The organism is Paenibacillus xanthanilyticus, assembly GCF_042682185.1.
GTDB lineage: Bacteria > Bacillota > Bacilli > Paenibacillales > Paenibacillaceae > Paenibacillus_Z > Paenibacillus_Z xanthanilyticus.
This window is the reverse complement of the sequence record NZ_JBHUHA010000002.1, coordinates 2,258,095-2,280,000: the sequence shown is the minus strand read 5'-3', so window position 1 is coordinate 2,280,000 and position 21,906 is coordinate 2,258,095. Positions and strand designations below refer to the sequence as shown.

The window sequence follows — 21,906 nt, the reverse complement described above, 5'->3', positions numbered from 1 at the left end:
ATCCGCACATCGTTAAGGCTGGGCTGTGATGGGGAGGGAAAATTACAGTACCGAAGGTTATGTGTTCCCGCTGCCAAGAAAAGCTTCTAGCCAGGTCAAGGTGCCCGTACCGCAAACCGACACAGGTAGGCGAGCAGAGCATGCTAAGGCGCGCGGAAGAACTCTCGTTAAGGAACTCGGCAAAATGACCCCGTAACTTCGGGAGAAGGGGTGCCTCGGTAGGGTGAATAGCCCGAGGGGGCCGCAGTGAAAAGGCCCAAGCGACTGTTTAGCAAAAACACAGGTCTGTGCGAAGCCGTAAGGCGAAGTATACGGGCTGACGCCTGCCCGGTGCTGGAAGGTTAAGGGGAGTGGTTAGGGGCAACCCGAAGCTATGAACCGAAGCCCCAGTAAACGGCGGCCGTAACTATAACGGTCCTAAGGTAGCGAAATTCCTTGTCAGGTAAATTCTGACCCGCACGAATGGCGTAACGACTTGGGCGCTGTCTCAACGAGAGATCCGGTGAAATTTTAATACCTGTGAAGATGCAGGTTACCCGCGACAAGACGGAAAGACCCCATGGAGCTTTACTGCAGCTTGATATTGGACTTTGGTACGATCTGTACAGGATAGGTGGGAGCCGTTGAAGCCTGAGCGCCAGCTTGGGTGGAGGCACCGTTGGGATACCACCCTGATCGTATCGGAGTTCTAACCCGCCACCCTGAATCGGGTGGGGGGACCGTGTCAGGCGGGCAGTTTGACTGGGGCGGTCGCCTCCTAAAATGTAACGGAGGCGCCCAAAGGTTCCCTCAGAATGGTTGGAAATCATTCGAAGCGTGCAAAGGCATAAGGGAGCTTGACTGCGAGACCAACAAGTCGAGCAGGGACGAAAGTCGGGCTTAGTGATCCGGTGGTACCGAATGGAAGGGCCATCGCTCAACGGATAAAAGCTACCCTGGGGATAACAGGCTTATCTCCCCCAAGAGTCCACATCGACGGGGAGGTTTGGCACCTCGATGTCGGCTCATCGCATCCTGGGGCTGAAGTAGGTCCCAAGGGTTGGGCTGTTCGCCCATTAAAGCGGTACGCGAGCTGGGTTCAGAACGTCGTGAGACAGTTCGGTCCCTATCTGTCGTGGGCGTAGGAAATTTGAGAGGAGCTGTCCTTAGTACGAGAGGACCGGGATGGACGTACCGCTGGTGTACCAGTTGTTCCGCCAGGAGCACCGCTGGGTAGCCAAGTACGGACGGGATAAGCGCTGAAAGCATCTAAGCGTGAAGCCCCCCTCAAGATGAGATTTCCCAATTAGTAAGACCCCTGGAAGACGACCAGGTTGATAGGTTCGAGGTGGAAGTGCAGCAATGCATGCAGCTGACGAATACTAATCGGTCGAGGGCTTATCCTAAGAACATTCGGAGAATGTTCACTTCGGAAGCATATGCTTGCTTCGGAGCGGCATCTTCGAACAAACACAGCTAAAGTGTTGAGTTTCGTATCCAGTTTTCAGGGTGTAACACCTTGAATGTTTGGTGGCGATGGCGGAAGGGAACCACGCGTACCCATCCCGAACACGACCGTTAAGCCTTCCAGCGCCGATGGTACTTGGACCGCAGGGTCCTGGGAGAGTAGGACGTCGCCAAGCACGAATGACCGACCACAGTGATGTGGTCGGTTTTTTGTCGTTACCGCGTATTATCCCCATGCGGATAACCTGGAGCGTTTGATGAGACAATAAAAGCGTCCTTATTGACGGCATACGCTTGAGGTGATAACGAAGATCGTTTCCCTTAGGGCATATGTTTTCATTTTTTGAATCCTGCTAGTTATTAACTTGTTGATAACTGGACAAAATACTTATAATACTAGAATGCAGGATATCAGATAATAACCGGCTAGGTAACTTCGCGTGTAAGCAGTGTTCGAAGATCTAGATGTTTAGCTCTGCAGGCGTACAGGGTAATAATGAGCGGCTGTTGACAACGGTTGTCATTAGGTTTCGATTCTCGTAGTTCAGCGAAGGCTGAACTTAGGCAATATTTTGCGCGCGGTAGAGCAAATATGACTAACCTCTGTTGGTGTTGGCCTATCCTGGCGTATAAATGCGCGCGAGCAGCCCAACCTATTCAGTGTGCAGATTCCTCAATGCGAGCTCTTGACCTTTGGATAAATTCGCGTATAATGTACTTAAAGTCAAAGAAAGTCAAAGTCAACTAAACTGATTTGTTTGACTTTTCCGGCATTGGCCGGCGGAATCGTTGTTTGTCAGCTGTAGGGAGGTTGGCGACGTGCGCAACATTTCCGATTTAATCGAGCAGTATTTGAAGGGCATGCTCCAAGAAAGCACGGACGGGGCGGTAGAAATTCAGCGAAACGAGCTGGCGGACCGATTCTCATGCGTGCCTTCGCAAATCAATTACGTCATTAGTACCCGCTTTACATTGGAGAAAGGATACTTGGTGGAGAGCAAACGAGGCGGCGGTGGATACATACGCATACAACGCGTTGAACTTCCGACGCTCAAGGCGATTCAAGGGCATATCGCGCAGACGATTGGCAACGAGGTCGACCAAGCTGCTGCTGAAGGACTGATTTATCAGCTGGAAGAGGCGGAAATGATCTCGAAACGCGAAGCCAATCTGATCCGGGCGGCCGTAGCACGCGATGTTATCGCGCTTAAGCTTCCCCTGCGAGATGAAGTCCGGGCCAGATTGCTCAAAGCCATGCTTATTACGCTTCTTGTGAAATGAGAACTCATCCCACAGACGAAGCCTCATAAGCCATCCGGTTCCGTGTAAAGGACATGTATGGATGCGAAGCTTTAGGCGCATGCTTTCGAAGCGAGTTTTGCGTGCTGCAGAACGTTTAGGAGGGATACGCAACCATGCTTTGTCAGGAATGCGGCAAGAGGCCGGCCACTCTCCATTTTACGAAGATCGTCGGCGGTGAGAAGAACGAATTTCATATTTGCGAAGCTTGCGCGCGCGAGAAGGGCGAGGGTATACCCGGGACAGCCAACGGATTCTCCATTCACAGTCTGCTCTCCGGGTTGCTCGATTTCGAACCGAGCGGTGGCGGTGCAAATAGTGGATTCGCGGTCAAACAAACCGTCCGCTGCGATAAGTGCGGACTGACCCATGCGCAGTTTAGCAAAATGGGACGTTTCGGTTGCAGCAAGTGCTATACCCAATTCAGTGATAAAGTCGACCCCATTCTAAAACGCGTTCACGGTTCAACGACACACGTCGGGAAAATTCCGAAACGGGCGGGCACCACGATCCAGCTGAAACGCGAAATCGAGACGCTGCGACGCGAGCTTCAGGATCGCATCGAGCGAGAAGAATTCGAGAATGCTGCGCAATTGCGCGATCGGATACGAGAGCTGGAACGTAATGTTGCCGAAGGGTAGAAGCTGCAGAAGGGAGGAATAGCCTTGTCTAATCGATCATTTGCTCAACATGCGTTAAGTGACTGGATGCAGGGCACGGGCCCAGAAGCCGATATCGTCATTAGCAGCCGAACTCGGATTGCACGCAATCTCAGGGGCCATCCTTTCCCGATGCTGGCTACTTCGGAGCAATCCAGCGAGGTGATGGAGCGGCTGTTGACCGTCCCCGAGGGCGGAAGGTTGAATGGAATTGGGGAATTCGAGACGATTCGACTGTCGGAGCTGAGCGAGCTGGAACGAAGAGTGCTTGTCGAGAAGCATCTGATAAGTCCGAATCTAGCGAACGAATCGCGCAGCGGCGCAGTCATTCTGAGTCGCAACGAGTCCATTAGCATTATGGTCAACGAAGAGGATCATTTGCGGATCCAAGTGCTGTCACCGGGTTTTCAAATTACGGAGGCATGGGAGCTTGCGAGCCGCATTGACGATATATTCGAGGAAGTGGCGGATTACGCGTTCGATGAACGCCGCGGCTACCTTACGAGCTGTCCGACCAACGTCGGGACCGGCATCCGGGCTTCGGTCATGATGCATTTGCCCGGCTTGGTGCTTACTCATCAGATCAACCGGATTTTAACGGCGATTACGCAGGTGGGGTTGGCGGTTCGGGGGATCTACGGCGAAGGCAGCGAAGCGCTCGGCAATCTGTTTCAAATTTCGAATCAGATTACGCTGGGACAATCCGAGCATGAAATCATCGATAACTTGCACGGCGTCGCCAAACAAATTATCGATCACGAAAGGGCAGCCCGCTCGCGTATGCTGCAGGAGTCGAGAATTCGGCTTGAGGATCGGGTGTTCCGTTCGTACGGTATTTTGTCGCATGCGTCCATTATGGAATCGAAGGAATCCGCCCAGCGGCTATCCGATGTTAGGCTTGGTATTGATCTCGGTTTGATTCAGCATGTGACACCGAAGGCGATGAATGAATTAATGGTATTAACGCAGCCCGGTTTCCTCCAGCAGAATTCTGGGGAGAAATTGACCGCCGAACAGCGGGATATCCGGCGCGCTGAACTAATACGTCAGCATTTGCAAAGCGAATCCAATCATGGGGGTGTATGAACATGATGTTCGGAAGATTCACGGAACGTGCGCAGAAGGTGCTCGCGCTTGCACAAGAAGAGGCAGTGCGGCTTGGTCATAACAATATTGGCACAGAGCATATTTTGCTCGGCCTGAACCGCGAAGGGGAAGGCATTGCGGCCAAAGCGCTGATCGGCCTTGGCTTAAGCTTGGAGAAAATCCAAGACGAAGTGGAAACGCTCATCGGCCGGGGGCAGGAACAACCGACGAACATCGCGTATACGCCGCGCGCGAAGAAAGTTATTGAGCTGTCGATGGACGAGGCGCGCAAGCTGGGCCATACTTACGTCGGCACGGAACATATCCTGCTTGGTCTGATTCGCGAAGGCGAAGGGGTAGCGGCACGTGTGCTCAATAATCTTGGCATTAGCTTGAACAAAGCGCGTCAGCAGGTGCTGCAGCTGCTGGGCAGCAGCGAAGCGGTCTCCAGCAGCCACGGCGCGCCGGCCAATGTCAGCACGCCGACGCTCGATGGCCTGGCTCGCGACTTGACGGCCTACGCGAAAGAAGGCAATTTGGATCCGGTTATCGGACGCAGCAAAGAAATCGAGCGCGTCATTCAAGTGCTTAGCCGCCGGACCAAAAACAATCCGGTCCTGATCGGTGAACCGGGCGTCGGTAAGACGGCCATTGCCGAAGGTTTGGCGCAGAAGATTATTGCTGGCGAGATTCCGGAAACGCTGCGTGACAAACGCGTCATGACGCTCGATATGGGCTCGGTCGTGGCGGGGACGAAATACCGCGGCGAATTCGAGGATCGTCTGAAGAAGATCATGGATGAAATCCGCCAAGCCGGTAACATCATCCTGTTTATCGACGAGCTGCATACGCTCATCGGCGCAGGCGGCGCGGAAGGCGCAATCGACGCATCCAACATCCTAAAGCCATCCCTGGCTCGCGGCGAGCTGCAGTGCATCGGGGCGACGACATTGGATGAGTATCGCAAATATATCGAGAAGGACGCTGCGCTGGAGCGCCGTTTCCAACCGATTACGGTCGACCAGCCATCGCCGGAAGAAGCTATTCAAATTTTGACCGGCTTGCGTGACCGTTACGAAGCGCATCACCGCGTGAAAATCACGGACGACGCAATCGAAGCGGCGGTCAAATTGTCCGACCGTTACATCACGGACCGTTTCCTGCCGGACAAAGCGATCGACCTGATTGACGAGGCTTCCTCCAAAGTAAGACTGAAAACTTATACTGTACCGCCTAACCTCAAGCAGCTGGAGAACCGTCTGGAGGATATCCGCAAGGAGAAAGACTCCGCGGTGCAAAGCCAGGAGTTCGAAAAAGCAGCGGCGCTGCGTGATACGGAACAGAAGCTTCGTGAAGAACTGGATGTAACGCGCAACCAGTGGAAAGAAAAGCAAGGCCGCACCGATTCTGAGGTAACGCCTGAAGATATCGCGCAAGTCGTGGCAAGCTGGACGGGTGTGCCGGTCAGCAAGCTGGCGGAGGAAGAAACCGAGCGTCTGCTCAAAATGGAGGATATCCTCCACGATCGCGTTATCGGTCAGACAGATGCCGTCAAAGCGGTTGCGCGCGCGATCCGTCGCGCCCGCGCCGGTCTGAAGGATCCGAAGCGCCCAATTGGGTCGTTCATCTTCTTGGGTCCAACAGGCGTTGGTAAAACCGAGCTTGCCCGCGCGCTTGCGGAAGCCATGTTCGGCGACGAGAATGCGGTTATCCGTATCGATATGTCCGAGTACATGGAGAAGCATTCCACGTCCCGTCTGGTTGGTGCGCCTCCGGGATATGTCGGTTACGAAGAAGGCGGCCAGCTGACCGAGAAAGTGCGCCGCAAACCGTATTCGGTCGTCCTCCTCGATGAGATCGAGAAGGCGCATCCGGAAGTGTTCAACATCCTGCTTCAGGTGCTCGAAGACGGCCGCTTGACCGATTCCAAAGGCCGCGTCGTCGACTTCCGCAATACGCTTATCATCATGACGTCCAACGTCGGGGCGGATCAAATCAAACGCAATTCGTCGCTCGGCTTTACGGCCGTGCACGATGCGGGCCGCGATTTCTCCCAGATGCGGGAAAAGGTCATGGGCGAGCTGAAGAAAAGCTTCCGTCCGGAGTTCCTGAACCGGATCGACGAGACGATCGTGTTCCATTCGCTGGAGCAAGAGCATATCGCCGAGATCGTCACGCTCATGTCCGAGGAGCTTCGCAAGCGTCTGCGCGAGCAGGAAGTCGACTTCACGCTGACGGATGCGGCGAAGGCGTTCCTAGCGAAGGAAGGCTTCGATCCTGCGTATGGCGCGCGTCCGCTGCGCCGCGCGATTCAGAAGCATATCGAGGACCGTCTGTCCGAAGATCTGCTGCTCGGCAAAATCAGCAAGGGCGACACGCTCGTCATCGACGAGAAGGACGGCCAATTGACCGTCACGCATACGACGCCTGCGCAAGAAGAGCCGGCAACGAAATAAGAACGCACGAAGAGGACTCTCCCGCTCCAAGCGGGGAGAGTCCTTTTTGCGTTTTTTGCGTTAAATTGGATCAACTGATAAACTGGTACGGGACGGGAACGTATGATCGTGCCCTCTGTATATGAATCGAAGTTTAATGCGAACCGTAATAAAAAGTAGCACCATGGTTGCATCCAATGGTAAACTTTGAGATGTACCCTTGCACATGAGAAGGAGCCGAAAATGGCAAAACTTAAAGTGAAATTCGCTTGTACCGACTGTGGAACAGAGTCGCCGAAGTGGCTGGGCAAATGCCCGGGCTGCGGCGCTTGGAACACGATGGTGGAAGAGAAAGAAACGGTCGTCAAGACGCAGGGCATGGGCTCTTCGCTCATTCAGACGAAAGAAAAGCCGCGTCCCATCATACACATAGAAAGCGGGCAGGAGCCCCGAATCGAGACCCGGCTGCAGGAGCTGAACCGCGTCCTTGGCGGCGGCGTCGTGCCGGGATCGCTTATTCTGGTCGGCGGAGATCCGGGCATCGGCAAATCGACGCTGCTGCTCCAGACCTCCCACGCGTTAGCCTCTAAAGGATTGAAAGTGCTTTACATTTCGGGCGAGGAATCCGTACGCCAAACGAGACTGCGCGCGGATCGTCTCGGCGCGCTTACCGATAAGCTGTACGTGCTGTGCGAAACCAACATGGATCAAGTGAACGAAGCGATTGAGGCGGTGGCACCCGACTTTCTCGTCATCGACTCCATCCAGACGGTGTACGACCCGACCGTACAGTCCGCGCCGGGAAGCGTATCGCAGGTGAGAGAGTGCACGGCGCATTTTATGCGGGTCGCGAAAATTAAAGGCATCGCTACCGTCCTCGTCGGCCATGTGACCAAAGAAGGAGCGATCGCCGGACCGCGGCTGCTCGAGCATATGGTAGACTGCGTTCTTTATTTCGAGGGCGAGCGCCATCACAGCTATCGGCTGCTGCGCGCCGTGAAGAACCGTTTCGGTTCTACGAACGAAATCGGCATTTTCGAAATGGGCGAATCCGGTCTCCGCGAAGTAAGCAATCCGTCAGAGCTGTTCTTGTCGGAGCGGCCGCTTGGCGTATCGGGATCGACGGTCGTAGCGAGCATGGAAGGCACCCGTCCCGTATTGGTTGAGCTGCAGGCGTTGGTCGCGACTACGAATTTTCCGTCGCCTCGCCGGATGTCCACGGGCATTGACCATAATCGAATGGCGCTCATTATTGCGGTGTTGGAGAAACGGATGGGCATGTTTTTGCAGACGCAAGACGCTTACCTGAACGTAGCCGGCGGCGTGAAGCTCGATGAACCGGCGGTGGATTTGGCCGCAGCCGTTAGCATCGCTTCCAGCTTCCGCGATGCGCCGACAAGGCCGTACGACGTGATTTTCGGCGAGATCGGATTGACGGGCGAAGTCAGGGCGGTGGCGCGAGCCGAGCAGCGGGTGAAGGAAGCGCATAAGTTAGGATTCAAACGTGTAATCATGCCGGAGAAAAGCCTTAAAGGCTGGAGTCCGCCGTCCGGCATTGAAATTATCGGCGTCGAAACGGTTTCGGATGCGCTGAAGGCAGCGCTTGGGTAGAGGGGGCAAATAATGAGGGAGCCGAGTCAACAGGAAATAATGAACCAGCTGCTGCAGATGGTTGCACCCGGCACGGCATTTCGGGACGGGTTGGAGAATGTGCTTCGGGCGAAGACAGGCGCGCTCATTGTCGTCGGGTATAGTCCGGAGGTGATGGAAGTCGTCGATGGCGGCTTTTCGATCAATTGCGATTTCTCCCCGAACTATTTGTACGAACTGGCGAAGATGGACGGCGCGATCATCCTCAGCGAGGATCGCAAACGGATTCTATATGCGAACACGCAGCTGATCCCGGACAGCTCGATATCGTCGAGCGAGACGGGCATTCGGCACCGGACGGCAGAGCGGGTGGCCAAGCAGACGGGGAAGCTGGTTGTATCGATCTCCCAGCGGCGCAACGTTATTACGCTCTATCAAGGACAATTGCGCTATTCGCTGAAGGAAATGGGCGTTATTTTGACGAAGGCGAATCAGGCGATTCAGACGCTGGAGAAATATAAGGCCGTGCTCAGTCAATCGTTCACGAACCTGTCGGCCTCCGAGTTTGAAGAGCTCGTCACGCTGCAAGAGGTTGCCCATGTCATTAAACGGGTAGAAATGGTTATCCGGGTCAAGATGGAAATCAAACGCTATGTGAATGAGCTGGGGACGGAAGGCAGACTGATCTCCATGCAGATGGAGGAACTTGTCGGCGGTGTTGAGGAAGAATTGTGGTTTCTGCTGAAGGACTATGCCAAGGAAGCCAGCGAGGACCGAATCCGGGACATTCGCAATAGCATCCGCAAGCTGACGAGCGAGGATTTGCTGGATGTGCCGCCAATCATCAAGCTGCTTGGTTACGCCGGAACCGGGGCAGAGGACATGTTGGCACCGCGCGGGTATCGATTGCTGAGCAAAATTCCGCGGCTGCCGTCGGTTATTATGAACAACCTGGTGGAACACTTTGAACATCTCCCGCACGTCCTGATGGCGACGATCGAGGAGTTGGACGCTGTAGACGGGATCGGCGAGGTTCGCGCCCGCGCGATCAAAGAAGGACTCAAGCGGATACAAGAGCAGATGTTCATTGACAGGCAAATTTAAATCCCATACAATGTGAAGATGCGCCATAATGGTTGGATTTTACAGGTGAATAGACGCGAGCGTTTGTTCACTTTTGGGGCATAGTAAAGATGAGGTGGAGCATAATGTTTACGAAATCGATACCGAGTCTTTTCACCGTGGCGAATTTGTTTCTAGGCATCGTCGCGATTATCCTCATCTTCCCGGAGAATGCGCGGTACGATTTGGCTGCGATGATGGTCATCATCGCCATGCTCATGGACGGGGTAGACGGACGGGTCGCCCGCGCGTTGAACGCGCAGAGCGAATTCGGCAAAGAACTCGATTCCTTATCCGATGTTATATCATTCGGCGTAGCGCCGGCTTTCATTATGTACAGCGTAGCCTTTCAGGAATTAAGCGCGGCACCGGCTTGGATCATCACCGCGTTGTTCCCGATCTGCGGCGCGCTCCGCCTGGCTCGCTTTAACGTCATCACCAGTCACGCGGGTTACTTTATCGGTCTTCCGATCCCTGCGGCGGGCGGCGTACTCGCGACGCTCGCGCTGTTTCACAAAGAGATCCCGGTCGTCGTGCTCATGGTTAGTACGCTCGTGTTGTCGTTCCTGATGGTCAGCACGGTGAAGTATCCGAATTTCAAGAAGGTGGGCATCCCCCGCAATGCGGTTTGGGTCGTACCGATCGTCGTGCTGATCTCGGTCGGATTAGCGCTCTGGCTGCCGCAGCATTTATCCAAAATCATATTCGTGCCGCTCGTGCTCTACGCGCTGTACGGCCTAAAAAAAAACGTTGATCGCCGCCTCCCTTGGCGAAGTCGCAAACAACGCAAAGAAGCGCAGGAAGACGTTCAGTCGGAACACAGCGCTTAAGCGAACGTGGATCAACGGTTTACAACCCGGACATAGTCGAACCGCCCTGCTCATCCTGAAGGATGAAGCAAGGCGGTTCTTTGCGTTGCGACAAGATCAACGTGACCTTCTTATCATGAGTCCGGTAGATGTAGAAGAAAGGATCGGGTAAAGCTTAGGTTAAATTGAACAAGCCCAGCGTGGCGCATTTGTTCGATTCGTGCGACACGACTTCGTCGAGCTTGATGTCCAGCAAGTTGCACATGGCGGACATGTAGAACAGATTGCGGCCGAGCTCGTTCTTGATGGCGTCCTTGCAATGCTCGCACAGCTCGCCGGAAATATGGTGATGCAGCTTCGTCTTTGCCTGTTCCAAATTGACGTCGTCGGGATATTCCTGTTTGCGCGCGTTCAACTCGATACATCCACATTCGGTTACGGATTTCGCAACGGCACGGTTAACGGCCGCGCCGGATTGGCCGTACTTCGATAACACATCCAGCAAGCTCCGGTGCCGCAGCAGAAGTTCGGATACTTGCTGCTGAAATTGCTCCAGCGTCGGGGTGCTCATCGATTCCACCTCATTTCGGGATTGGCAGTGCTCCCCTCTATTATAAGGCCCGCGAGCAGTCATTTCAAAAGACTTTTATCACGTTGACTTTCCTCCAAAAAGTGTAAGTCGCCTACGGTTAACCTGAGAAATATTGGCGCATAATTGTAATGGAGGTGGATTCATGTGATGAAAAGAATTATTCAAACCCTTGGCTTGGTGTTCGGCGCAATGGCCGGAGCACAAACGTATGGGTGGATGAATGCGGGCGCGGTGTGGGCTTCCCAATCTTACGGCATGCTCCAACGGTCCGGAAGTTATTATTTGAATGCCGGCATCGGCGCGTTGTGCGGTCTTGTCTTGGCAACCATGCTGTCGGGCACGATTATTCGATTGGTGGAACGGGGTGCGGAGCGGACGTCTTCGCTGCCGATGGGACAGCTTCTCTCCGGCGGGGCTGGACTTGCAGGGGGACTTGCATTGTCGGCGTTGATTTACCCGGCCGTATCGGGCTTGTCTGGCATCGGGCTATTCATACCGGTATGCATGACGTTATTCTTCGGTTACTTCGGCTTGCGGATTGGACTGAGCAAACAAGCGGAGCTGGAAGCGGGCGTAGGGGCTTTGCTTGCGCAGCGCGCAAAAGCTTCGGATCCAAGCGAGGACAGCACCTACGAGGAACATAAAATTTTGGATACAAGCGTCATCATCGACGGCCGGATCGCCGATATCTGCAAAACCGGTTTCATCGAAGGGACGCTCGTTATCCCGGAGTTCGTCTTGGAAGAACTGCAGCATATCGCGGATTCATCGGATTTGCTCAAGCGCAACCGGGGACGGCGAGGCTTGGACATTTTGAATAAAATCCAGAAGGAACTCGACGTCAAGGTGCTGATTTACGAGGGCGATATGGAAGATGGCGAGGTCGACAGCAAGCTCGTTAAGCTGGCGAAGGCGCTCCACGGTAAAGTCGTGACCAATGACTTCAACTTGAACAAAGTGTGCGAGCTCCAAGGCGTATCGGTGCTGAACATCAACGATTTGGCCAATGCGGTCAAGCCGGTCGTGCTGCCGGGCGAAGAGATCGTCGTACAGGTGATCAAGGATGGCAAGGAGCACGGCCAAGGCGTTGCGTATCTGGACGACGGTACGATGATCGTCGTCGAAGGCGGCCGCGACTTCATCGGCACGACGATGGAAGTGCTCGTGACGAGCGTACTGCAGACGTCGGCGGGACGGATGATATTTGCGAAGCCGAAATTGTTGGAAAAAGCGCTGTAACACGGTATGATAGTAATCGTGCGATGCTGTACGTGAGGCATGGCAAGTTTACAGCGAGGCGGTTGAAGGGAATGCCGGTAACGAAGGCGCAATGGGGCGTCGTCATCGTGGCTGCGGGTCGCGGCACGCGGATGGGGACCAAAGAGAGCAAGCAATACTTGCTGCTGCAGGACAAGCCGGTGCTTGTACATACGATGGAGCTGTTCCAAGGCATGGACGAGATCGCGGAGATCGTGCTGGTCGTCGGCGGCGATGACGTATCCCGCTGCGAGGCGTTCGCGAACGAGTATGCGCTCTCGAAGGTAAAGGCGGTCGTGCAGGGCGGAAGCGAACGTCAGCATTCGGTGCTGCGCGGCTTGCGCGCTATCGGGACGGAATGGGTCATGGTGCATGACGGCGTAAGACCGCTCGTCACCGCCGAAGCGGTGCGCCGGTGCATGCGCGAGGCGGAGCGCTCCGAGGCTTCCGTGCTGGCCGTTCCCGTTAAAGATACGATCAAACAAGTCAATGAAGCCGGCGTGATCACGGCGACGCCGGACCGGAGAAGCTTGTGGGCGATTCAAACGCCGCAAGCTTTTCGGCATGTACGGCTCGTGGAAGCGCACGAGCGCGCGGAGGCGGATGGCTTCGTCGGCACGGACGACGCGGTCGTGGTGGAACGGTATGGCGGCATAGCGGTCACGGTGGCGGAAGGCGAGTACACGAACATTAAGATTACGACGCCGGAGGATTTGCCGTATGCGTCTTTCCTGCTTGGCCAGCGGGGCTAAGCGGAACGATAGGAAGCGGGAACAGCCGCGCCAGCTTATAACGGTATAAGGGAGAGGACGAACATGATTCGAGTGGGACAAGGCTTTGACGTGCATCAATTAGTAGAGGGGCGTCCGTGCATTATCGGCGGCGTCACGATTCCGTATGAAAAAGGGCTGCTCGGTCACTCTGACGCGGACGTGCTGCTGCATGCGATCAGCGATGCGGTGCTCGGCGCGCTGGGCTTGGGCGATATCGGCAAGCATTTCCCGGATACGGACGAAGCGTTCAAGGACGCGGACAGCTTGAAGCTGCTCCAACATGTGTGGAGCTTGGCGAAAGAGAAGGGCTACAAGCTCGGGAACATCGATTCGACGATCATCGCGCAGCGTCCGAAAATGGCGCCGTATATTCCGCAGATGGCTCAGGTCATCGCCGATGCCCTCGAGGCGGAGGATCTCTCTCAGGTGAACGTCAAAGCGACGACGACCGAGCAGCTCGGCTTCACCGGACGAGGTGAAGGGATCGCCGCGCAGTCGGTTGTCTGCCTTGTGAAGAGTGTGCTATGATCGTGGGATAAAATGAGGTAGAAACGAAAAGGAGCTTGAGCGCGATGTCTGATCAAATTCGGGTGCGTTACGCGCCGTCGCCGACGGGGCATTTGCATATCGGCAACGCAAGAACGGCCTTATTCAACTATTTGTTCGCCCGCAGCCGCGGCGGCAAGTTCATCATACGGATTGAAGATACCGACCTGAAGCGCAATATCGCAGGCGGCGAAGAGAGCCAGCTGACTTATCTGAAATGGCTTGGCATCGACTGGGACGAGAGCGTCGATATCGGCGGCGGTTATGGACCGTACCGCCAGACAGAGCGTCTGGACATTTATAAGGAATATTGGCAGGACCTGCTTGATCGCGGCTTGGCGTACAAGTGCTACATGACCGAGGAAGAGCTGGAGCGGGAGTTCGAAGAACAGAAAGCGCGCGGCGAAATGCCGGGCTATTCCGGCGCGCATCGCAATCTGACGGACGAACAGCGTCAGGCGTTCGAAGCCGAAGGCCGCGTGCCGACGATCCGGTTCCGCATCCCGACAGGCCGTACATACACGTGGGACGACATGGTTAAAGGAACGATCAGCATCGAAGCCGAAGGAACGAACGATTTCGTCATCGTGAAGCGCGACGGCATCCCGACGTATAACTTCGCCGTGGCGGTGGACGATCATCTGATGGCGATCAGCCACGTGCTCCGCGGAGAGGACCATATCTCCAATACGCCGCGTCAGCTGATGATCTACGAAGCGCTCGGCTGGGAGCCGCCGCTGTTCGGCCATATGACGCTCATCGTCAACGAGAACCGCAAGAAGCTCAGCAAACGCGACGAGTCGATTATCCAATTCATCGAGCAGTACGATTCGCTTGGCTACTTGCCGGAAGCGATGTTCAATTTCATTACACTGCTCGGCTGGTCGCCGGAAGGCGAACAGGAGATCTTCACCCGCGAGGAACTCATCCAAGCATTCGATCCTTCCCGCCTGTCGAAGAGTCCGGCCGTGTTCGATACGAACAAGCTTAGCTGGATGAACAACGAATATCTCAAGAAACTCGAACTGTCGCGTGTGGTCGACCTTTGTCTGCCGCATCTGCAGAAGGCTGGCCGTTTGCCGGAGCAGCTCGAGCAAGAGCAACGCGAATGGGCTAGCGCGCTGATTGCGCTGTACCAGGACAAGCTGCGTTCGGGCTCCGATATTGTACCGCTCACCGAACTGTTCTTCCAGCCGCAGGCAGTCGACGAGGAAGAGGCGAAGACGGTTCTGGCGGAGGAGCAAGTGCCGGCGGTGCTGCGCGCGTTCGCGGAGCAAGTCGCGGCCATCGAAGTCTTTAACGCGGAATCGATCAAGGCGGCGATCAAGGCAGTCCAACAGTCGACCGGCTTTAAAGGCAAGCAGCTGTTCATGCCGATTCGCGCCGCGCTGACTGGACAGACGCATGGGCCGGACCTCAACGAGACGATCGCCCTGCTTGGCCAAGCCAAGGTGCAGACTCGTCTTCAAGCCAGACTGTAAGCTTATTAGGGAGCGCTGGCCCTTGTGTAAGAGGGAGGTGCTCCCTTAATTTTTGTTGCAGGCCTTCTATAGAGGGGAGAAGCCGGACGCTCCGCTCACTGGATCTTCCGTGGCTAAACCTTACCCACTTGTCAGGCGGAAGCGCCTCCGCTATACTTGAGATACTTATTTCTTATCGGTTAATGGCATTGAACAGGAAGTTCATTTCGTGAAAGCAAGATTTCGCACAGAGAGGGCGACCTTTCGCATGGAGCCGCTGCCTGGTTATTTGGCGGTCCGTCCGAATGGCTGGGAGTCGGCCGGGAATCTGGAGATGAACATTGCGCCTGGGAGCCGCGCGTTCCGATCCGGTCCGTCCATGTGACGGCAGGGGTAGGGGGTGCCGTCCGTCCGCGTTAAGGACATGAAGAAGGAGACCTGCGCCCCCGAAGCGCGGCGATCCAAGCAGAGTGGAACCGCGTGCTACGCCTCTGCAGCCTTAACGGGCTGCGGAGGCTTTTTTGCATCGTAAGAGACGTACTTCCCGGATTACAGCCTCGCGTACATCTTAATCGTGGCGAGGATGTTGGACCAGGGGATCGTCGTGCTTCAAGCGGTCACGTTGGAGAGGAGCTAACCGCCATGTTTCGCCAGATGAGAATCGATATTGAGACGGTGCTGGATAACGATCCCGCAGCCCGAAGCAAGTTTGAAGTGATCTTTACCTATTCGGGTCTGCATGCGATATGGGCGCATCGCGTCGCGCATAAGCTGTATAAGCGCAAATGGTATACGCTGTCCAGAATCGTATCGCAGGTGAGCCGCTTTTTTACGGGAATCGAAATCCACCCCGGCGCGCGCATCGGCAGTCGGTTGTTTATCGACCATGGCATGGGGGTCGTGATCGGAGAGACTTGTGAGATCGGCGACAACGTCGTCATCTATCAAGGCGTTACGCTGGGCGGTACGGGCAAGGAACGCGGCAAGCGACACCCGACGATCGGCAATAACGTCGTCATCGGTTCAGGTTCGAAGGTTCTTGGATCGTTCACTGTTGGCGATAATGTAAATATCGGGTCTAACGCGGTCGTGCTTCGTCCTGTGCCTTCTAACAGTACCGTCGTGGGCAATCCGGGGCGGGTCGTCAAACGCAACGGCGAGCGGGTCGGCGATCGTCTGGATCATACGCAGCTGCCCGATCCGGTCATCGAGATGCTTCGCGACATGCAGCGCCAAATCGACGATTTGAAATCCGAGCTTCGCGCCGAACGGGCGTTAAGACGGAGCAGCACCAATCCAGAATTAATACCTGAAGGAGAACCTACGCTATGAGCTTGCACATTTACAATACGATGACGCGCGAGAAGGAAGAGTTCGAGCCTCTCGTCCCCGGCAAGGTGAACATGTACGTCTGCGGCCCGACCGTGTACGACTACATCCATATCGGCAACGCGCGTCCGGCGATTTTCTTCGATGTCGTCCGTCGTTACTTGGAGTCTTCCGGCTACGAAGTGAACTATATCGTCAACTTCACGGACGTGGACGATAAACTGATTCGCAAGGCCGAGCAGATGGGGACGACGGTTCCCGACGTGGCGGAGCGATTCATCGCGGCCTTCAAAGAAAACATCGCCGGCATGGGCGTGCACGAAGCATCGCGCAACCCGCGCGTAACGGAGCATATCCCGGAAATTCTCTCGTTTATCGAGGAACTGGAGCGCAAAGGCTATGCGTACGAAAGCGGCGGCGACGTTTATTTTCGGACGAACAAATTCGCTGAATACGGGAAGCTGTCGGGACAGAATATCGAAGAGCTTCAGCTCGGCATCCGGATTGAAGTGGATGAGCGCAAAGAAAATGGTCAGGATTTCGTGCTCTGGAAAGCGGCGAAACCGGGCGAAATCGCTTGGGATAGCCCTTGGGGACCGGGGCGTCCGGGCTGGCACATCGAATGCTCCGCTATGGCTCGCAAGTACTTGGGCGATACCCTCGACATTCATGGCGGGGGGCAAGACTTGCAATTCCCGCATCACGAATGCGAAGTAGCCCAGTCGGAGGCGTTGACCGGCCAACCGTTCGCACGCTACTGGATGCATAACGGCTATATTAATATCAACAACGAGAAGATGTCGAAGTCGCTTGGCAACGGGATTACCGTCAACGAGCTGCTGAAGCGGGTCAAACCCGCAGCCATCCGCTACTTTATGCTGTCGTCCCACTATCGCAATCCGCTTAACTTCAACGACGAGACAATCGCGCAGGCGGAGAATAGCGTAGAACGCTTTGCCAACGGTTACGGCAATTTGAAGCACCGTCTTCAAGTAGCCGGCGACGTAGCGGACGAGGATTTCGGCATGATCGAGGAGCGGGTCGAGACGATCATAGCGCAGTTCCGCGCCAAGATGGACGACGATTTCAATACGCCGGACGCGATCACGGCGATGTTCGAGCTGGTCAGCGAGGCGAATCAGTACCTGCAGCGCCCGGTCGTGACCGCGCAGACGTTGAATATTTTCTTGGCGGCGTTCGAAGTGATCGACGACGTGATCGGACTGTTGCCGGGCGAGACGGAAGACGGATTGCTGGATGATGAGATCGACGCTTTAATCGTCGAGCGGACGGAAGCGCGCAAGTCCAAGAACTGGGCGCGCGCGGACGAGATTCGCGATTTACTGGCGGAGCAAGGCATCGTGCTGGAAGATACGCCGCAAGGGATACGGTGGAAACGCAAATGAACAAATGGAATGAAGAGACCGTGGTTTCCGAGGCGGTACGGGCCGAGGATGGTTTGTGGATGCACGAGCCGTCCAAGACGCCTCAACTTTTGAACCCGGTCGTGCTGGCTTACATGGGCGACGCGGTTTTCGAGATGATGGTGAGGCAATTCTTGATCGCGCAAGCCAATCACAAGCCGAACCATTTGCACAAACAAGCGACCCGCTATGTATCGGCGAAAGCCCAGCGACAGCTGTTAGAGCGTTGGGCACCTCTGCTGACGGAGGAAGAGGCGGACATCGTGCGCAGGGGACGCAACACTAAGTCCGGCACGCCGCCGAAGAACGCCGATCCGGCCGATTACCGGCAGGCCACGGCGCTCGAATGTTTGGTCGGGTATTTGTATTACGGGAGACAAGTGGAACGTTTGCGGGAATTAATGACCGTCGCGTTCGAGACGAACGAAGGTTAAGTGCTTCGCATTAGGAGGATACATCAATGACGGAACGGGACGACGCGCAGCAAGAATGGATCGCGGGGAAGCACCCAGTTATGGAGGCGCTGCGGTCAGGGCGCGAAATCAATAAAATTTGGATTGCCGAACAAGCGCAAAAAGGCGCCGGCGCGATTATCGCGGAAGCGAAAAAAGCGGGCATCATCGTGCAGATGGTCGACAAACGCAAGCTCGATCAAATGGTCGAAGGCGTGCCGCACCAAGGGATCGTCGCACAGGCGGCGGCATACCGCTATTTTGAGCTGGACGAGCTGATCGCCCGCGCGAAAGAAAGCGGGGAGACGCCATTTTTCTTGCTGCTCGACGAGATCGAGGATCCGCATAATCTCGGCTCAATCTTAAGAACGGCGGAATGCACGGGCGTACATGGCGTAATTATACCAAAGCGCCGTTCGGCGTCATTGACCGCAACGGTTGCCAAAACCTCCGCAGGCGCGGTCGAATACGTGCCGGTGGCCCGCGTGACGAACTTGGCGCAGACGATCGACCGGTTGAAGGAAGAGGGCATCTGGATCGCGGGGACGGATTTGCAAGCCGAGCAGGATGTGTACCGCTCCAATTTCGATTTGCCGCTCGGCATCGTAATCGGCAACGAAGCGAAGGGGATCGGACGCCTTATTCGCGAGAAATGCGATTTTCTCGTGAAGCTGCCGATGCACGGCCAGCTTAATTCATTGAACGCGTCGGTCGCAGCTGGCGTTCTCATGTACGAAGTGGTGCGGCAGCGGCGGAAGGGCTAATGAAACGGCGCGACGACGTCCTGCTTGTGGACGGTTACAACATGATCGGCGCGTGGCCGGTGCTGGCCCGGTTGAAAGACGACAATCTGGAGGATGCCCGGGACAAGCTGCTTGATATGCTCGCCGATTACCAAGGTTATACCGGCATGGAGATTGTCGTGGTGTTCGACGCCCATCAAGTGCCAGGTTCGGGGGCCATGTTCAAGCAGCACCGCGTCACGGTCGTATATACGAAGGAGAAAGAAACCGCCGATGCTTGCATTGAGCGGCTTGCGGTCGAGAAGGCGAAGCGAAGCCGTAATTTGTTCGTCGCGACGTCGGATCTGGTCGAGCAGCACGTGGCGTTCGGCAAGGGAGCGCTTCGCATTTCGGCAAGGGAGCTGCTAACGGACGTGCAGCAGAACCGCAAGTCGATCGAGAAGGCGCTGGAGCGGCCGCTGTCCAACCACCGGAACGAACTGGACAATGCCTTGAGTTTAGATGTGAGGATGAAATTGGAGCGGATGCGCAGAGGCGAGTCATAGCGCGAATTTTGCTTTATTGCGTCGCGAGTGTTAATTATGTTGACATCAGCAGGCGGAAAATGCCATTTTTTCTATATAAATATAGTGTATCGCCTCTCAAATTCGTTGACGCTCTAAGATTGCATCATGTATACTGAAACTATGTCTTTAGACAGGTACGTGTGTAATCGTCTTTTATCGATTGGTCTTGCCAAGCCGCTCTGTTACGGGTTGATTGGCCGATTCCGTCATCCTCATTACTTTACTAATGCACGCCTTTCGAACCGGAGGGATTGTTCGTGAGCATCGACCTCAAAGAGTGGAAAACGCTGGACTATGACTGCAGAACGGACGAGGACGTAGTAGAGGCGGTTCGTGAAGGTGATGGCGAAGCGCTCGAATATTTGATCAACAAATATAAGAATTTCGTCCGGGCTAAAGCACGCTCCTACTTCCTCATCGGGGCCGACCGCGAAGATATCGTGCAGGAAGGCATGATTGGCCTTTACAAGGCGATCAGGGATTTTAAAGGAGACAAGCTGGCGTCATTCAAGGCTTTTGCCGAGCTGTGCATCACCAGACAGATTATTACGGCAATCAAGACCGCGACCCGTCAGAAGCACATCCCGCTTAATTCTTACGTTTCGCTGGACAAGCCGATCTATGACGAGGATTCCGACCGGACATTGCTTGATGTCATCTGCGGAACTAGAGTTTCCGATCCAGAAGAACTCATCATTAACCAGGAAGAGTTCGTCGGGTTGGAAGACAAAATGTCCGAGATCCTAAGCGACCTCGAGCGCAAAGTGCTCATGCTTTACTTGGACGGACGCTCCTATCAGGAAATCGCGGTTGATTTGGATCGTCATGTGAAATCGATCGACAATGCCCTGCAGCGCGTCAAACGCAAGTTGGAACGTTATTTGGAAGTTCGCAATATCGGAGGCTAAACGCCATTATCCCTGGAGCGCCAATCGGTGCTCCTTTTATTTTGGGCCATTCGCAGGTTTGAATTACCTCAATTTGGACGATACTGACGAGTGCCAATCGGTGAATAGGGGAATCGCGTGAAAAGGCGGAAGAATAAAGGGTTTAAGGGTGATTGCGAGCACGCCTCGGGGGCCGTGGAGCGCGCGATTCGATAGGAGTTTATCATTGACACTGCTATATCGCTTGTGATAAAGTGTTTTGAGTAGCCCTAAATAGAGGTGTTTATTTATGGTGGGCTTTGAATCACCTTGTCGAATCGGTATGATTCTTGCTTTATCGCATAAAGAAAGCATCGAATTTAGGTTCGCGTAACGGCTTTCTTTCCCGATGATAAACCTACCTTGTCGTCGCGATCGTAATGGTCACGATATGGGGTTTATGTGAATTGCTAGCTCAGGAGGTGTACCAGAATGCGGGTTATTATTACGTTGGCTTGCACAAGCTGCAAACAAAGAAACTATGCGAGCTCCAAAAACAAACGCAATCATCCGGACCGCATCGAGATGAAGAAGTTTTGCAAGTTTTGTAACGAGCATACTCCTCATCGCGAAACGAGATAGGATCTGGAGGTGTTGACATGGCATTTCTGGCTAAGATGAAGCAAAGCTTCGGGTCGACGTTCTCCTTCTTCTCCGACAGCTACGCAGAACTTAAGAAAGTTCGCTGGCCAAGCCGTAAAGAGCTGACAAGCTATACGCTCGTCGTGCTTTTCACGATCGTGGTGATAACAGTTTACTTCTGGGTTCTTGACATCGGGATCTCCGAATTGGTCGAACTGATTGTGTAAGAAGAGTCAGAAGGTGGCTTGTTATGGAAAAGAGATGGTATGTAGTTCATACTTACTCCGGCTATGAGAACAAGGTTAAAGCGAATTTGGAACGTCGTGTCGAATCGATGGGCATGGAGGACAAGATTTTCCGCGTGCTCGTGCCAATGGAAGAAGAAGTGGTGAACAAAGACGGGAAGAAGAAGACCGTCATGCGTAAAGTTTACCCCGGCTACGTCCTTGTCGAGATGATTCAGACGGATGATTCGTGGTATGTTGTTCGGAATACGCCGGGCGTGACCGGATTCGTCGGTTCGACTGGTTCGGGCTCAAAGCCGACTCCGTTGCTGCCAGATGAAGTGGATCAGATCCTCAAGCATATGGGCATGGAAGAGCCGAAGCCGAAGATCGAGTTCGAACTGAAAGAAACGGTTCGCGTTATGGTAGGTCCATTCGCCAACTTCGTTGGAACGGTGGAAGAGATTTTGATCGACAAGAGCAAACTCAAGGTTCATGTCAACATGTTCGGCAGGGAAACGCCGCTTGAGCTGGACTATACTCAAGTGGAGAAGGTATAATATCAAGTTTGTAGGTCGTCTACATA

22 protein-coding genes and 2 rRNA genes (1 of these 24 only partly in view) are annotated in these 21,906 nt (G+C 54.7%); 23 read left to right on the top strand and 1 reads right to left on the bottom strand.

Annotation, left to right across the window (positions count from 1 at the left end; genetic code table 11):
* The 9 genes from ACFSKT_RS27650 to pssA all read left to right on the top strand — a co-directional run.
* Nucleotides 1-1,385 (top strand): 23S ribosomal RNA (locus ACFSKT_RS27650); it begins 1,546 nt to the left of the window's first position.
* Nucleotides 1,386-1,505: 120 nt separating this feature from the next.
* A 5S ribosomal RNA gene (rrf, locus tag ACFSKT_RS27645) occupies nucleotides 1,506-1,622 on the top strand.
* Nucleotides 1,623-2,265: 643 nt separating this feature from the next.
* Nucleotides 2,266-2,727: a CtsR family transcriptional regulator gene (locus ACFSKT_RS27640; protein WP_377716860.1), complete on the top strand. Its 462-nt coding sequence runs from the start codon at nucleotides 2,266-2,268 to the stop codon at nucleotides 2,725-2,727.
* A gap of 134 nt (nucleotides 2,728-2,861) precedes the next feature.
* A complete protein-coding gene (locus ACFSKT_RS27635) occupies nucleotides 2,862-3,386 on the top strand; it encodes a UvrB/UvrC motif-containing protein (RefSeq protein WP_377716862.1) in 525 nt (174 codons plus the stop codon).
* 66 nt (nucleotides 3,387-3,452) lie between these two features.
* The gene (locus tag ACFSKT_RS27630) at nucleotides 3,453-4,490 is read left to right on the top strand and encodes a protein arginine kinase (protein WP_377716954.1); all 1,038 of its coding nucleotides are present in this window, start codon (nucleotides 3,453-3,455) and stop codon (nucleotides 4,488-4,490) included.
* A gap of 2 nt (nucleotides 4,491-4,492) precedes the next feature.
* Nucleotides 4,493-6,946, top strand: a complete 2,454-nt coding sequence (gene clpC, locus ACFSKT_RS27625) for an ATP-dependent protease ATP-binding subunit ClpC (protein WP_377716863.1) — start codon at nucleotides 4,493-4,495, stop codon at nucleotides 6,944-6,946.
* 222 nt (nucleotides 6,947-7,168) lie between these two features.
* Entirely contained in the window at nucleotides 7,169-8,536 is a 1,368-nt protein-coding gene (gene radA / locus ACFSKT_RS27620; RefSeq protein WP_377716865.1) for a DNA repair protein RadA, read from the top strand.
* Between the two features lie 12 nt (nucleotides 8,537-8,548).
* Nucleotides 8,549-9,619 (top strand): DNA integrity scanning diadenylate cyclase DisA, encoded by a 1,071-nt coding sequence (disA, locus tag ACFSKT_RS27615; RefSeq protein ID WP_377716867.1) that lies wholly within the window; start codon nucleotides 8,549-8,551, stop codon nucleotides 9,617-9,619.
* A 104-nt stretch (nucleotides 9,620-9,723) separates the two neighbouring features.
* Nucleotides 9,724-10,467, top strand: coding sequence for a CDP-diacylglycerol--serine O-phosphatidyltransferase (pssA, locus tag ACFSKT_RS27610; protein WP_377716868.1), 744 nt, complete (start codon nucleotides 9,724-9,726; stop codon nucleotides 10,465-10,467).
* A gap of 154 nt (nucleotides 10,468-10,621) precedes the next feature.
* Here pssA and ACFSKT_RS27605 read toward each other — a convergent pair whose 3' ends face one another.
* Nucleotides 10,622-11,017 carry a nucleoside triphosphate pyrophosphohydrolase family protein gene (locus ACFSKT_RS27605; protein ID WP_377716870.1) on the bottom strand — a complete coding sequence of 132 codons (396 nt, stop codon included), beginning with the start codon at nucleotides 11,015-11,017 and terminating at the stop codon, nucleotides 10,622-10,624.
* A 168-nt stretch (nucleotides 11,018-11,185) separates the two neighbouring features.
* Between ACFSKT_RS27605 and ACFSKT_RS27600 the strand changes: the two genes are divergently transcribed.
* From ACFSKT_RS27600 to nusG, 14 genes are all read left to right on the top strand, one after another.
* Entirely contained in the window at nucleotides 11,186-12,277 is a 1,092-nt protein-coding gene (locus ACFSKT_RS27600; protein WP_377716871.1) for a PIN/TRAM domain-containing protein, read from the top strand.
* 71 nt (nucleotides 12,278-12,348) lie between these two features.
* Complete coding sequence (gene ispD, locus ACFSKT_RS27595; RefSeq protein ID WP_377716873.1) at nucleotides 12,349-13,047, top strand: 2-C-methyl-D-erythritol 4-phosphate cytidylyltransferase; 699 nt, start codon at nucleotides 12,349-12,351, stop codon at nucleotides 13,045-13,047.
* Between the two features lie 63 nt (nucleotides 13,048-13,110).
* The gene (gene ispF, locus ACFSKT_RS27590) at nucleotides 13,111-13,596 is read left to right on the top strand and encodes a 2-C-methyl-D-erythritol 2,4-cyclodiphosphate synthase (protein ID WP_377716875.1); all 486 of its coding nucleotides are present in this window, start codon (nucleotides 13,111-13,113) and stop codon (nucleotides 13,594-13,596) included.
* Between the two features lie 44 nt (nucleotides 13,597-13,640).
* Nucleotides 13,641-15,095: a glutamate--tRNA ligase gene (gene gltX, locus ACFSKT_RS27585; RefSeq protein ID WP_377716877.1), complete on the top strand. Its 1,455-nt coding sequence runs from the start codon at nucleotides 13,641-13,643 to the stop codon at nucleotides 15,093-15,095.
* Nucleotides 15,096-15,303: 208 nt separating this feature from the next.
* Complete coding sequence (locus ACFSKT_RS27580) at nucleotides 15,304-15,459, top strand: hypothetical protein (RefSeq protein WP_377716879.1); 156 nt, start codon at nucleotides 15,304-15,306, stop codon at nucleotides 15,457-15,459.
* A gap of 257 nt (nucleotides 15,460-15,716) precedes the next feature.
* Nucleotides 15,717-16,406, top strand: coding sequence for a serine O-acetyltransferase (gene cysE, locus ACFSKT_RS27575; RefSeq protein WP_377716881.1), 690 nt, complete (start codon nucleotides 15,717-15,719; stop codon nucleotides 16,404-16,406).
* Nucleotides 16,403-17,809, top strand: coding sequence for a cysteine--tRNA ligase (gene cysS, locus ACFSKT_RS27570; protein ID WP_377716883.1), 1,407 nt, complete (start codon nucleotides 16,403-16,405; stop codon nucleotides 17,807-17,809). Before cysE ends, cysS begins: the two co-directional genes overlap by 4 nt.
* Complete coding sequence (locus ACFSKT_RS27565; RefSeq protein WP_377716885.1) at nucleotides 17,806-18,261, top strand: Mini-ribonuclease 3; 456 nt, start codon at nucleotides 17,806-17,808, stop codon at nucleotides 18,259-18,261. The genes cysS and ACFSKT_RS27565 overlap by 4 nt, the downstream gene beginning before the upstream one ends.
* Nucleotides 18,262-18,287: 26 nt before the next feature.
* Nucleotides 18,288-19,043 carry a 23S rRNA (guanosine(2251)-2'-O)-methyltransferase RlmB gene (gene rlmB / locus ACFSKT_RS27560; protein WP_377716887.1) on the top strand — a complete coding sequence of 252 codons (756 nt, stop codon included), beginning with the start codon at nucleotides 18,288-18,290 and terminating at the stop codon, nucleotides 19,041-19,043.
* Nucleotides 19,043-19,567 (top strand): NYN domain-containing protein, encoded by a 525-nt coding sequence (locus ACFSKT_RS27555; RefSeq protein WP_377716889.1) that lies wholly within the window; start codon nucleotides 19,043-19,045, stop codon nucleotides 19,565-19,567. The genes rlmB and ACFSKT_RS27555 overlap by 1 nt, the downstream gene beginning before the upstream one ends.
* 278 nt (nucleotides 19,568-19,845) lie before the next feature.
* Nucleotides 19,846-20,496: an RNA polymerase sporulation sigma factor SigH gene (gene sigH / locus ACFSKT_RS27550; RefSeq protein WP_148933608.1), complete on the top strand. Its 651-nt coding sequence runs from the start codon at nucleotides 19,846-19,848 to the stop codon at nucleotides 20,494-20,496.
* Between the two features lie 450 nt (nucleotides 20,497-20,946).
* A complete protein-coding gene (gene rpmG / locus ACFSKT_RS27545; RefSeq protein WP_148933609.1) occupies nucleotides 20,947-21,096 on the top strand; it encodes a 50S ribosomal protein L33 in 150 nt (49 codons plus the stop codon).
* A gap of 17 nt (nucleotides 21,097-21,113) precedes the next feature.
* Complete coding sequence (gene secE / locus ACFSKT_RS27540; protein WP_377499888.1) at nucleotides 21,114-21,323, top strand: preprotein translocase subunit SecE; 210 nt, start codon at nucleotides 21,114-21,116, stop codon at nucleotides 21,321-21,323.
* A 23-nt stretch (nucleotides 21,324-21,346) separates the two neighbouring features.
* On the top strand, nucleotides 21,347-21,880 hold the full coding sequence (gene nusG / locus ACFSKT_RS27535) for a transcription termination/antitermination protein NusG (protein WP_148933611.1): 534 nt from the start codon (nucleotides 21,347-21,349) through the stop codon (nucleotides 21,878-21,880).
* Nucleotides 21,881-21,906: the final 26 nt, after the last annotated feature.